11 protein-coding genes are annotated in these 12,718 nt (G+C 38.6%); 8 read left to right on the forward strand and 3 right to left on the reverse strand.

What is annotated here, in order from left to right; all coding sequences use genetic code 11:
* The first annotated feature begins 77 nt into the window (after positions 1–77).
* The 8 genes from thiE to H5084_RS13575 all read left to right on the forward strand — a co-directional run bounded on the left by thiE (position 78) and on the right by H5084_RS13575 (position 6,904).
* Positions 78–1,586, forward strand: a complete 1,509-nt coding sequence (gene thiE / locus H5084_RS13540) for a thiamine phosphate synthase (protein ID WP_182690806.1) — start codon at positions 78–80, stop codon at positions 1,584–1,586.
* A 21-nt stretch (positions 1,587–1,607) separates the two neighbouring features.
* Positions 1,608–2,357 (forward strand): HesA/MoeB/ThiF family protein, encoded by a 750-nt coding sequence (locus H5084_RS13545; RefSeq protein WP_182690807.1) that lies wholly within the window; start codon positions 1,608–1,610, stop codon positions 2,355–2,357.
* A 43-nt stretch (positions 2,358–2,400) separates the two neighbouring features.
* Positions 2,401–2,601: a sulfur carrier protein ThiS gene (gene thiS, locus H5084_RS13550; protein ID WP_182690808.1), complete on the forward strand. Its 201-nt coding sequence runs from the start codon at positions 2,401–2,403 to the stop codon at positions 2,599–2,601.
* 3 nt (positions 2,602–2,604) lie between these two features.
* Positions 2,605–3,405 carry a thiazole synthase gene (locus H5084_RS13555; protein WP_220485968.1) on the forward strand — a complete coding sequence of 267 codons (801 nt, stop codon included), beginning with the start codon at positions 2,605–2,607 and terminating at the stop codon, positions 3,403–3,405.
* A complete protein-coding gene (gene thiH, locus H5084_RS13560) occupies positions 3,402–4,520 on the forward strand; it encodes a 2-iminoacetate synthase ThiH (RefSeq protein WP_182690809.1) in 1,119 nt (372 codons plus the stop codon). Before H5084_RS13555 ends, thiH begins: the two co-directional genes overlap by 4 nt.
* Positions 4,521–4,593: 73 nt before the next feature.
* A complete protein-coding gene (locus H5084_RS13565) occupies positions 4,594–4,974 on the forward strand; it encodes an RNA-binding S4 domain-containing protein (protein WP_028868688.1) in 381 nt (126 codons plus the stop codon).
* A 276-nt stretch (positions 4,975–5,250) separates the two neighbouring features.
* Entirely contained in the window at positions 5,251–6,225 is a 975-nt protein-coding gene (locus H5084_RS13570; protein WP_028868687.1) for a porin, read from the forward strand.
* Positions 6,226–6,304: 79 nt separating this feature from the next.
* Positions 6,305–6,904: a DUF2057 domain-containing protein gene (locus tag H5084_RS13575; protein WP_028868686.1), complete on the forward strand. Its 600-nt coding sequence runs from the start codon at positions 6,305–6,307 to the stop codon at positions 6,902–6,904.
* A 136-nt stretch (positions 6,905–7,040) separates the two neighbouring features.
* Here H5084_RS13575 and H5084_RS13580 read toward each other — a convergent pair whose 3' ends face one another.
* From H5084_RS13580 to uvrA, 3 genes are all read right to left on the reverse strand, one after another.
* Positions 7,041–7,796, reverse strand: coding sequence for a lytic transglycosylase domain-containing protein (locus H5084_RS13580; protein WP_259396804.1), 756 nt, complete (start codon positions 7,794–7,796; stop codon positions 7,041–7,043).
* Between the two features lie 2 nt (positions 7,797–7,798).
* Positions 7,799–9,574, reverse strand: coding sequence for a PglL family O-oligosaccharyltransferase (locus H5084_RS13585; RefSeq protein ID WP_182690810.1), 1,776 nt, complete (start codon positions 9,572–9,574; stop codon positions 7,799–7,801).
* An 81-nt stretch (positions 9,575–9,655) separates the two neighbouring features.
* Positions 9,656–12,484, reverse strand: a complete 2,829-nt coding sequence (gene uvrA, locus H5084_RS13590; protein ID WP_182690811.1) for an excinuclease ABC subunit UvrA — start codon at positions 12,482–12,484, stop codon at positions 9,656–9,658.
* Positions 12,485–12,718 lie beyond the last annotated feature (234 nt).

The following is a 12,718-nucleotide window of genomic DNA, read 5'->3' on the forward strand; positions in this document are numbered from 1 at the left end:
ATAAAGTATAATGGCAAAAATTGCCGGCTATTAGTCTTTTACTAATAACCGGTTTACAAACAAGTTTAAGGTTAAATATGAATAATATAGTGTGGACAATTGCAGGATCTGACTCTAGCGCAGGCGCAGGGATCCAAGCAGATCTTTGTACATTCCATGATTTAGGGGCAGATGGTTGCTCTGTGATCACGGCGGTCACTGCGCAAAATTCACAAGCTGTGCAGCTTGTTGAAAGTGTTTCTGAAAAAATGTTCGCACAACAATTAGCCAGTTTAGCGGAAGATATGCCTGCTAAAGTGATTAAAATCGGTCTGATAGCGAGTGTTGAGCATGTCAAAATTCTTGCACAGCAACTAGCAATCTACAAACAAACTTGGGCACGTAAGCCATTTGTTATTTATGACCCTGTGGCGGTAGCATCGACAGGTGATGAAATGGCAGAAGAGGGCATTAATGAGGTTATTAAAACGCAATTACTCCCTCAAATCGATCTATTAACACCTAATGCGAATGAAGTATTAACCTTATCTGGACATGCATTAATTTCTGGTGAATCGTTTAAACCTGCCGTGGATAAATTAATCAGCATGGGCTGCGGTAGTGTTTTAATTAAAGGCGGTCACTTTGAGCTGGTGGATGACATTGCGCTTGATTATTGGAGTGATGGAGAAAGAGAAATCGCACTAACAAGCCCTCGTTTAGACAATGTTCATACGCACGGAACAGGTTGTACCTTAGCCAGTGCCATTGCTGCAACGATGGCCTTAGATTATTTTATAGAAGATGCGTTAGTGATTGCAAAAGGTTATTTAAACCAAGGCTTAAAAGCCTCTAAAGCACTCGGTGCTGGTGAAGGTTCTGTCGCGCATTGTGGTTGGCCAACGCTGCGTGCTGATTTTCCTGAAGTCGTTTTACCTGAATCAAGTATTGGTTATGAGTTAGACCTACCAGGTAGTTTAGAAGCGGGCCCTGGCTTTAAACCTTGTGACACCATTAAATTAGGTTTATATCCCGTTGTTGATTCTGTTGAATGGGTAGAGCGCGTATTGAAAATGGGCGTAAAAACTCTTCAGTTACGTATTAAAGACAAACAACCAGAACAAGTCGAGCAACAAATTATTGATGCGATAGCGTTAGGAAAACAGTATGACGCACGTTTATTTATTAATGATTATTGGCAGTTAGCCATCAAACATAATGCTTACGGAGTACATCTGGGGCAAGAAGATATGGATGTAGCTGATTTACCGTTAATTGCCGATGCAGGTTTACGTTTAGGATTAAGCACCCACGGTTATTATGAAATGTTACGTGCAAGACAGCTTAAACCAAGTTATATCGCGTTAGGGCATATTTTCCCAACAAAAACGAAAGATATGCCTTCCGATCCACAAGGATTAACGCGTTTATCTAAGTATGCGAACTTAATGTCAGATATGGCAACCGTTGCTATTGGAGGCATTAATTTAGAGCGCGCTCCAGCAGTATGGCAGACGGGGATTGGTAGTATTGCGGTAGTGACTGCAATTACATTAGCGGATGACCCTAAACAGGTGGTTAATCAGTTTAATGAAATCATGTGTTAGTAGTGAACAGAGGATAAAAGCATGTTGAATGACGATGAATTATTACGTTATAGCCGCCATCTATTATTAGAAGATGTTGGAGAAACGGGTCAACAGGCCCTCAAAAATGCCAAGGTACTTATTATTGGGATGGGAGGGTTGGGTTCACCGGCTTCATTGTATCTTGCTGCTGCTGGCGTCGGGCATATCGTATTGAATGATTTTGACCATATTGAAGTAAGTAACTTACAACGCCAAATTTCTTATCAAAGTGATGATATTGGTGAAGCAAAAGTAGAAGTCGCTAAACGTAAATTGCAGCAAATTAATCCAGAAATTAAAGTCCGCAGTATCAATAAAGCCATGCCAGAGATGCAATTGACTATGGAATTGACCATGGCTGATTTAGTGTTGGATTGCACTGACAATATGGCGAGCCGACAATTGATTAATAAAGCCTGTGTCGATGCAAAAGTACCGTTAATTGTCGGGGCTGCAATACGCTTTGAAGGGCAGTTAATGTTCTTTGACCATAGCGAAACTGATTCCCCTTGTTACCACTGCCTATTTCCAAGTTCAGAAGAGCAAACTCTCAATTGCAGTAATTCAGGCATTATTGGTCCGGTGGTTGGCACTATCGGTACATTACAAGCATTGGAAGCGATTAAATATTTTGTTGGTTTACCGTCAGGCATTAAAAATAAATTGAAATTGTTCGATGGTAAATCCCTAGATTGGCAAACTTTTACGGTTAATAAAGATCCAAAATGCACAGTGTGTGGACAGCATTAATTAAGTGGTATCAATTAAACTGCATTCATAGGAACAAAGTTAAATGAAAATACACGTTAATGAACAAACGTTAGAGCTAGCAGAAAATAGTAATATCGAACAACTATTAATATATTTAGATAAGCCGTTAATGGGAAGCGCTGTTGCGGTCAATCAAGAAATTATCAGTCGCTCTCATTGGGCAGATACTATTCTTAACGAGGGTGACAACATCTCTCTATTTCAAGCCATTGCGGGAGGATAAATCATGTTATTTGATGAAATGAATAAAAACGATCAGTTGGTTATTGGTGATAAATCTTTCTCTTCTCGTTTGTTTACTGGGACTGGAAAGTTTAATGATCAACAGACCATGGTCGCTGCATTAAAAGCATCACAATCAGAATTAGTCACAATGGCCTTAAAGCGTGTCGATATGCAACATCGTGACGATGATATCCTTGCGCCATTAATTAAAAATGGCATGAAGTTATTACCCAATACATCAGGGGCCCGTAATGCAAAAGAGGCCGTTTTTGCAGCGGAACTAGCGCGTGAAGCATTACAAACTAATTGGGTTAAATTAGAAATTCATCCCGATCCGAAGTATTTGCTACCTGACCCAATTGAAACCTTAAAGGCGGCTGAAATGTTAGCCAATAAAGGGTTTATTGTTTTACCTTATATTCATGCTGATCCTGTATTGTGTAAACATTTAGAGGCGGCTGGTTGTGCTGCTGTGATGCCGTTAGGCGCTCCGATTGGTTCAAATAAAGGCATTAAAACCGCTGATTTTTTAGAAATTATTATTGAACAAGCGAATATTCCAGTGATTGTGGATGCAGGATTAGGTAGTCCTTCCCATGCAGCGCTCGCAATGGAGATGGGGGCAGATGCGGTGTTAGTTAATACTGCGATTGCTGTTGCGGGTAACCCTGTTGCCATGAGTGAAGCATTTGCAAAAGCGGTGCAAGCAGGTCGCCAAGCTTATTTAGCGGGTTTAGGTGGGCAAAGCACACAAGCGATTGCCTCAAGTCCATTAACGGCATTTCTTGAGGCAAGTATATGAATTTCAGTGACAAAATAAAAGAGTATCAATGGGACGATATTCGCCTATCTATCTATGCTAAAACAGATACTGATGTGCAACGTGCCTTATCAAAATCACGTTTAGATTTAGAGGATTTTAAAGCGTTAATAAGTCCAGCTGCTGAACCTTATTTAGAGCAAATGGCGCAAAAATCACAGCAGTTAACTGTGCAACGTTTTGGTAAAACGCAACAGTTTTATATTCCACTCTATCTTTCGAATATGTGCAGTAATATTTGCACTTATTGTGGTTTTTCAATGCACAACGCATTACGTCGTAAAACCCTAGATATGCAAGAAATTGAGAATGAATGCCTAGCCATTAAAAAAATGGGCTTTGACCATATTCTAATAGTAACGGGAGAGTCTGAACGTAAAGTCGGCATGGATTATTTCAAGCAAGCTTTACCTGTTATCAAAAAGCACTTTGCAAACATTACCATTGAAGTACAACCACTTGATCAAGACGAATACAGTGAATTGATTGAATATGGTGTTAATGCAGTATTAGTCTATCAAGAAACGTATAATCCAGTGACTTACGCTGAACACCACCTTAAAGGTAAAAAATCTGACTTTATCTATCGCTTAAATACTCATGACCGATTAGGCAAAGCGGGTATTCATAAAATGGGGCTGGGAAGTCTGATTGGCCTAGAAGAATGGCGCACGGACTGTTTTTTTGTAGCCGCGCATTTAAGCTATTTAGAGAAAAAATATTGGCAAAGCCGTTATACTATTTCATTTCCGCGTTTGCGCCCCTGTGAAGGGGGGATGGAAATAAAATCAGTGATGAATGATAAAGAACTAGTGCAATTGATTTGTGCCTATCGTCTATTTAATCCTGAAGTGGAATTGTCATTATCGACACGTGAATCTGAACACTTTCGCAATCATGTTCTACCCTTAGGTATTACTTCTCTAAGCGCCGGTTCAAGTACTCAACCAGGTGGTTATGCAGAGCAATCAGAGGTGGCATTAGAGCAATTTGAGATCAGTGATGAGCGTTCACCTGCTATGATGGCGGAGATTGTCAAAAAACAAGGTTATGAAGTGGTCTGGAAAGACTGGGATCACAGTCTAACTGCAAAATAATGGCTATTCCCGTTACCACTCAAAATGTAAAAGTAATGTATCTTGATGGATAACGGATATAAGGAAAATAAAGATGACAGAGCACGAGTTCGAACAAGAAGAAGAGATTTATGCGACTTTAGTAGAGATTAAGCGCGAACCGATCGAATTATATAAAATATTAAAAATTGAAAATCTTGTTTCCGGTGGTGGTGAAGCGAAGCAAGTGATCGCAGAAGGTTATGTGTCGCTTAATGGAGAAGTTGAAACTCAAAAGCGTAAAAAAGTTTATGCAGGCGATCTGATTTACTTTAATGAGCAATATTTTCAGATTGCAGTACAAGGTGCGACGGCAGATTATGAGTTTATAGAGCAGGAACAAGAAGCGCCGGTTAAGAATCATAATAGCAAACAAGATAAGCAATCAGAATTGCCAATAGCGGCGAAAAAAACGCGAAAGCCAATTAGTTTTTAACGAGCAGATCAATTACTTTCATTGATAAAAATTACACTTTTTTATTTATATTTCAATTGTTTAAATTTCAACTCCTTGTTTTTTGTGATTCAGATCGCTATTTGTAGTTTTTGTGTCATTTATTCATGAATTCCTTTTAAAACTTATATAAGTTAGAGGCGTTACTTAACAGGGACACGGATCGTCTACATTTTTGACTAAAGTAATGGTGCTTATTCGAGCACTTATCTCTCAAAATCATCAATAAAAATGATTCTAAACTATAGGAAAATGAATATGACATTCAATAAATATTTAATTGCCGTTGCCTCTGGTGCTATTCTTTCTGCTCCGCTTTCTGCTGCTACTATTTACAAAAACGATGCCCAAGAATTCAATGTAGGTGGACGTGTAGAAGTACGTGGTAACCTAACTGATGGCGAATACACTGATAAATCTCGTGTACGTTTGAATGTAAATGGTAAAAATAAGTTAAATGAAGATTTGACTGTTTTTGGTCGTTATGAATTTGAAATTAAAGAAAACAAAGATGACAATGAAGCAAATCTAACAACACGTCATCTCTACGTGGGTGGCGATACTCAATTTGGTACTGTTATTTACGGTCATCAAAACAATGCAGTTACCTACCTAACTGACTTCACCGATGTAGCTGAAACATTTGTTGGTTATATTAATGAAAATACAGCTACATCAGGCGACCGTTCAAAAAACACATTACGTTATATCTATGAAGCAGATGCATTAACTTTCCAAGTATCTGGTACTCAAAATGCAAATGATAATGCCGATGGTTTTGGTGTAATGGCTGCTTATAAAATCTCGCCTGAAGTGGAATTAGCTGCAGGTATCGCAAGCAGTGACCAAGAATACGGTAATGGTGCGGAAACAAGACAATCAGATTCTTATATGGTTGCTGCACGCTACTCAAAAAATAATGTTTACCTCGCAGCGACAGGCATGACTGGTAATATTTCAGCTGCTGGTATTGCAGATTCTGATTTTGTTGCTGCAGATGCTTATGCGGGTTACTACTTTGGTGAAGATAACGGTAACTTAGTCAATATTGGATATAGCTACTATTCAGCTGATGATATTGCATCATTAGAGACTAACTTTGTTGCCGTTGAATATGCACGTTACGTCGGCAACTTTGCTGTATACGGTAGTTACAAATTAGCATTAAATAACGATATGTCTGCTGGCGATCGTGAAAATGAATTGCAACTAGGTGCTCGTTACGGCTTCTAGGTTATGGTTCACGAGATAGTTTATTCTGAAAAGCACTCTTTTTGAGTGCTTTTTTAGTTTTAGTTGGAGATAATTAAAGATGAAATTATGGAATATTTTGAGCATTGCAATGGCCTGTTGCATAAGTACACAGGTGTTAGCGGATATCCAGTTAACCATACCATCACAGGTTAAATTGCAGCTTGTTAACGGTGAAAAGTCATCTAGTGTTTCACCGTTGTTATTAAAAAATGGTCAAAACCAAATCGCATTTCGTTATCAAGATCGTTATCGCGTAGGGGGAGATGATGTATTTTATTCCTCTGATATTATCATTATGACCTTTGCGGGAAAGGATGATAATTATGTGATGAGCGTTCCTAAATTAACATCGCAAGCTGAACGTGATGCGTTTAATGAAAAGCCGAGTATTAGCTTAAAAGACAGCCAGTCACAGAAAGTGGTATTTGAGCAGGGTAAACTATTGAAAAATGGTATGCAGTTTGACCGCGATTTAGTGGCAGAAATGAAAGATTATAATTTGACCTCTCAACCAGCTTCATTACAACAGCGTGTGACAATTATTACCACTCCAGGTACTCAGTCTGAAGTCGATGTTGCCGGTAAAATGTTAGATTACTGGTACCAGAAAGCCGATCAAAAAACGCGTGAACAATTCAAATTACGTATTAGTCAATAATATACTTTTTGTGCATTCAGTTTGAATACAGACGGGCAGAGTAGATTAGTGTTGCTGAAAAGATAAGATAGTTAAGTCGCGCTTTATTACCTTATCTTTTAAGCGTTCAAGAGCCTCTTTTATCTGCTCAATGCCGCTACAAATTGTGTTTATAATATTGATAAAACGTCAGTACCTTAGAGACATACTGTTGTGTTTCCGGATAAGGTGGAATCTGACGTTTATATCGTCTTACTGCGCCTTCTCCTGCGTTATAAGCCGCTAACGCTAAATCCTTGCTACGAAACTCTTTTAATAATGTTTTTAAATAGAGCGCACCTGCAAAAATGCTTTGTGTGGGATCGAATGGGTCGTTAACGCCAAATCGCTTTGCTGTTTCAGGCATTAGCTGCATTAATCCTTGAGCACCTGCTGATGATATTGCCTTGCGTTGATAAGCAGATTCTGCGGTGATCACCGCGTGTAAAAATGCTGGATCCAGTTGATGCTTGTTGGCTGCATTGACTATAATAGGGTGATATTTTCTCTGTAGCGTTGTATTGCGCGGAATGGCAATATTGGTATAACTCTTCGCTTTCCAATTTTTAAAACTAGGTGGCGCTCTATTGCTATCACTGCGTAGTAATAGCTTATAGTTTTTGTTTTCCTTACGTTCAGAGAAAAATTTATTTCCGCTTTTGTCTGTGTACATATAAATGTCGGCATTGGCAGTAAACACTAGACCGCTCATGATTAAGGTCAAAAAACAGAGCAATGAACGTAACGTCAATGAACTTCGCTCCAATAAACATGGCGCTAATGAATGTAGCATTGCGGTCAATGTAGTGCCTAAATCAACGCCTGACTGATGCTTTAATCTAACCCTGAAGATTGTTCTTAATACCTTCAACATATTTATTGATTACCCTTTTCAATATTCAGTGTATTGGCTTCTGAGTTTGCTAGTGACGAGCTGGTGGTTTTGGCTGGAGCAGTTGTTAAAGCGGTTGAAACCGCATCAGACGTTTCTTTTTCCACTGCATCTGCATTTTTAAGACCTTTATCTTTAGGATATAAAAATCGAGCATATTGTAATGTTTGCAATGCTTTTTCTGGTTGATCGCTGTGTTTATAAGCGAGATATAAAATATGAAAGTAAAAAGGTTTTGGAGAGCGATAAACCGTTGTCTCTAATTCGTTAATAATTTGTTTTATTTCTGTTTTATTATCATTTTGTATCGCACCGTTCAAGCGGAAGTTGTAAAGATGAAAGGTGAAATTAGTATCAAAAACAAGTGGATTAACAATATGCATTAATATACGAATATCTGGATTTTTACTGCGCTCAAATTCGGTTATTTTTGAAATAGTGAATAGGTTGGTCACCATAAAGATGGTAGTGAAAAGTGGAATTAAGGTGCCCGTAACACGCAGGAAAAAAGTCGGGGTAAAGCGTTTTTGATGCGTTGTCTCGGATTCGTAATCAACATAAAAAACCAATACTATCAATACTAACCAATGTAAGGCGGAATGATAGAGGGGATATTCTGTTTGAGTATGTACAGCAATCGGCACCACTAAAGCCAATAATGCTAACGCTTTGTTTAACTTAAATGAGCATAATAAAAGTATAAAAGTGAACACGAGCAGTAATATGCCCAGTATAGGAGCAACACCACCTTCAATTGCCCAAAAAAGTAGGTCATTGTGTGGATGTGTCAGTACTGAGACTTCAGGCTTCGATTGGCCATTCTTTACTTTTTCTGCGGTATGAATTAAATATTCTTTTTCGAAACTACCGTATCCGTAACCGAGCAAAGGTTTTTCTTTGATCATATCCCAGCTATTACTGTAGTGGACCAGTCGTTGACCTCCTTCTGCAAGGCTACTTACATTACGAGCACCTAATGCATCGCCCTTCATGGAAGCAAAGCCTGTACCTAATACAATAGCCAGTAAAAATAAGCCTAAACGTTTTTTGTTTGTTTGCCACGCCCAAGGTGCAAGTAACAAAAGAGCAATCACTGTGCCTAAATAACCAGTGCGAGACATGGCAACGGTGATCACCCAAATATTTAGCATTGCAGTGAGTAATAAGAAGATATGAAGCTTTTTATTGTTTATTTTCTGTAGTAAATAGCCACTCAGGATAAGTGTTGTCGCCATAAAACTAGCTAACACATTCGGTTGTTGGAAAATTCCATAGGGGCGGCCATAACCTACGTTGTAACCAAAGTAGTTGTCGGCTGGTAATAAATAATCTTGCATCAGGCTATAACAAGCTTGTATTAAACCTGCTAACACAATCAGCAATAAGAGCTTTTCGACTTGTGGTCGAGTAAAGTTAAATTGTTGCAGGCTGAGAAACAGTAAAATACCTGCAAATAACCCTAATAAACGCGTATAACTTTGATCTGCTAAGACATTGTTGGGATAGAAAACAGGTACAAATAATAATCCTAAAGCAATAAAAATAATGGCTGTATATTTAGAGTAAATTACTTTTTGTTGTGCACTTATTTTCCATAATCCTAACCCGATCAATAGAGAGAAAAATATCCATACCACGTTATTAACTGCAAGTTCTAAGCCACTTCCCCCTTGATTATGTTGGAAGTAATGTGCCCCGAATCCCATTAAAAGTGTAAAACTAATAAAAAATGTGTGCGTTAATTTTTGTTGTAAATCCATTTATCTCTCATGTTTATCTAGGATTGCTTGTGATGCGATTATTTATTTCTTGAAACCAATTCATAAATAATCGCTATTGAGTTACTTCTTCTTATCTAAAATCGCTTTTAAGAATTGTCCCGTATAACTGCCTTTTATTTTTACTACCTCTTCCGGTGTACCTGTTGCAATTATTTCACCACCGCCATTACCGCCTTCAGGGCCTAAATCGATGATCCAGTCTGCTGTTTTAATAACATCCAAATTGTGCTCTATTATCACTAAAGTGTTACCTTTGTCGCGCAGAGTATGGATCACTTTTAGCAGTTGAGCAATGTCATGGAAGTGTAATCCTGTGGTTGGCTCATCTAGAATATACAGCGTTTTGCCGGTATCTCGCTTAGACAGCTCCCTAGCTAACTTAATACGTTGCGCCTCACCACCCGATAAAGTTGTCGCCGCTTGCCCTAATCGAATATAGGATAGACCAACATCCATTAATGTTTGTAATTTTCGTGCAATAACAGGCACAGGTTCAAAGAATTTAAATGCATCTTCGACAGTCATATCTAAGGTTTCATGAATATTTTTACCTTTGTATTTCACTGATAAGGTTTCTCGGTTATAGCGTTGTCCTTTACAGGCGTCACAAGGCACATAAACATCAGGTAAAAAGTGCATTTCTACTTTGATCATGCCATCACCTTGACAGGCTTCGCAGCGTCCGCCTTTAACATTAAAGCTGAAACGGCCTGGTTTATAACCTCGTGATCGAGATTCAGGTGTGGCTGCAAATAACTCTCGAATTGGTGTGAAAATACCAGTGTAAGTCGCAGGGTTTGAGCGTGGTGTTCTACCGATTGGACTCTGATTGATATCAACCACTTTATCAAGTTGTGATAAGCCACTAATACTCTTATGCTTAGCGGCTTGTATTGTGGTCGCTTTATTGAGCTTGGTTTGTGCTAATGGAAATAGAGTATCGTTAATCAATGTCGACTTACCAGATCCTGATACGCCCGTTACGCAGGTTAAAACACCAACAGGTAAAGCTAAATTCACTGATTTTAAGTTATTTGCACTTGCAGCATTAAGTTTTACCCATTTACCAGTGAGTGGTGTTCGTTGCGCTGGGATCTCAATGGCTTTACGGCCACTCAAATAATCGGCAGTTAGTGAGTTTTTAGCTTTTAATATTTTTTGATAATTACCCTGCGCAATTATTTCACCCCCGTGGATACCTGCACCAGGGCCAATATCAATAATATGATCAGCTTGACGTATTGCATCCTCATCGTGTTCTACAACAATCACGGTATTACCTAAATCACGTAAATGAGTGAGCGTTTTTAGTAAACGCTCGTTATCACGTTGATGTAAGCCAATGGAAGGTTCATCTAATACGTACATCACTCCCATTAAACCTGCACCTATTTGACTCGCCAAACGGATACGCTGTGCTTCCCCTCCTGATAAAGTTTCTGCACTTCGCTCTAGGCTGAGGTAATTAAGGCCGACATTTACCAAAAAGCTGAGACGTTCTAAAATCTCTTTTAATATTTTTTCTGCTATTTGCGCTTTCTGACCCTGTAGTTGAATATTTCTGAAAAATTGTTCTGCATCTGAAATAGAGAGCTCTGAAATATAAGCAAGATTGACGTCATTGATAAATACATTCCGCGACGATTCTTTTAAGCGAGAACCATGGCAACTTGAACAAGGTTGACGGTTCATGTATTTACTTAAATACTCGCGCATGGCAGAAGACTCTGTTTCTTTATAGCGACGCGAGCGATTAGGAATAACACCTTCAAAGGAATGCAGGCGAGATACTTGATCACCTCTATCATTGCTATAAGTGAAGGAAATTTTATCTGCACCAGAACCATTTAAAACGATTTGTTGTTGCTTTTTGGTAAGCGATTTAAAAGGGCTTTTTACTGAAAAATCATAATGTTCAGCGACTGCCTGTATTATTTGATAATAGTAATTAGATTTACTGCTCCATCCTTCAATGGCGCCGTCTGCTAAGCTGAGTGAGCTGTCGGTCACCACTCGTGCCTCATCAAAATACTGCTCGACTCCCAAACCATCACAGGTTTCACAAGCACCAGCAGGACTATTGAATGAAAAGATACGAGGTTCTAATTCTGCAATGCTATAACCACAATGTGGGCACGAAAAATTAGCAGAAAAGAGTTGTTCTGGGTGGTTGTTATCCATGTCAGCTAATATTGCAGACCCATGACTTAAGTCTAATGTGGTCTCAACCGATTCAGCTAAACGTTGTTTAAGGTCGCCTCGTACTTTAAAACGATCCACAACGACTTCTATATTATGTTTTTTATGTAATGCTAATTTTGGTGGATCACTTAAATCACAAATATCGCCATCAATGCGAGCACGTAAAAAGCCTTGAGCCGCTAAGCTTTCAAATATTTTTGCATGCTCGCCCTTACGATCTTTAACAATTGGAGCAAGAAGCATCATTTTACTTCCTTCAGGGTGCTCCAAAATAGCATCTACCATTTGGCTAACGGTTTGCGCATGTAACGTGACACCGTGAGTCGGACAACGTGGATCGCCAATACGGGCAAATAATAAACGTAAATAATCTGATATCTCAGTAATGGTGCCTACCGTGGAGCGAGGATTATGAGAAGTTGATTTTTGCTCAATTGAAATCGCTGGTGATAAACCTTCTATATGTTCTACATCGGGTTTTTCCATTAATGATAAAAATTGGCGAGCATAAGCGGATAATGATTCAACATAGCGACGTTGGCCTTCTGCATATAAGGTATCAAAAGCTAATGAGGATTTTCCTGAGCCTGAAAGGCCGGTGATCACAACTAACTTATCGCGAGGAATGGAAAGGCTGATATTTTTTAAGTTATGCGTTTTTGCACCGCGGATTTCAATGTTATTCATTACTTCTCACTCGCTAATTATGTTGAATAATAGATATATTCTAGTGGGCTGAGGGTGTTATTTATTAATCGATTTGCTTATTTAAATCATAATACACTGTGAATTATTACAGTGGTAGTCAAGATTGAGTTGGAGCAAACGCATATTTTGGAAAATATATTACTTGTTACTAAATTTTTACTTTAAAATCACATTTTTGTTTTGTATTTTAAAGTTTAAAATAAACCGGATGGT

This window comes from Psychromonas sp. SR45-3 (assembly GCF_014163575.1).
In the GTDB taxonomy this organism is placed as follows: domain Bacteria; phylum Pseudomonadota; class Gammaproteobacteria; order Enterobacterales; family Psychromonadaceae; genus Psychromonas; species Psychromonas arctica.

Coding starts and splice junctions, on each gene's coding strand:
- thiE (WP_182690806.1), top strand. CDS start 78: ATGAATAATATAGTGTGGACAATTGCAGGATCTGACTCTAGCGCAGGC.
- H5084_RS13570 (WP_028868687.1), top strand. CDS start 5,251: ATGACATTCAATAAATATTTAATTGCCGTTGCCTCTGGTGCTATTCTT.
- H5084_RS13545 (WP_182690807.1), top strand. CDS start 1,608: ATGTTGAATGACGATGAATTATTACGTTATAGCCGCCATCTATTATTA.
- H5084_RS13555 (WP_220485968.1), top strand. CDS start 2,605: ATGTTATTTGATGAAATGAATAAAAACGATCAGTTGGTTATTGGTGAT.
- H5084_RS13575 (WP_028868686.1), top strand. CDS start 6,305: ATGAAATTATGGAATATTTTGAGCATTGCAATGGCCTGTTGCATAAGT.
- H5084_RS13580 (WP_259396804.1), bottom strand. CDS start 7,796: ATGTTGAAGGTATTAAGAACAATCTTCAGGGTTAGATTAAAGCATCAG.
- thiS (WP_182690808.1), top strand. CDS start 2,401: ATGAAAATACACGTTAATGAACAAACGTTAGAGCTAGCAGAAAATAGT.
- thiH (WP_182690809.1), top strand. CDS start 3,402: ATGAATTTCAGTGACAAAATAAAAGAGTATCAATGGGACGATATTCGC.
- H5084_RS13565 (WP_028868688.1), top strand. CDS start 4,594: ATGACAGAGCACGAGTTCGAACAAGAAGAAGAGATTTATGCGACTTTA.
- uvrA (WP_182690811.1), bottom strand. CDS start 12,484: ATGAATAACATTGAAATCCGCGGTGCAAAAACGCATAACTTAAAAAAT.
- H5084_RS13585 (WP_182690810.1), bottom strand. CDS start 9,574: ATGGATTTACAACAAAAATTAACGCACACATTTTTTATTAGTTTTACA.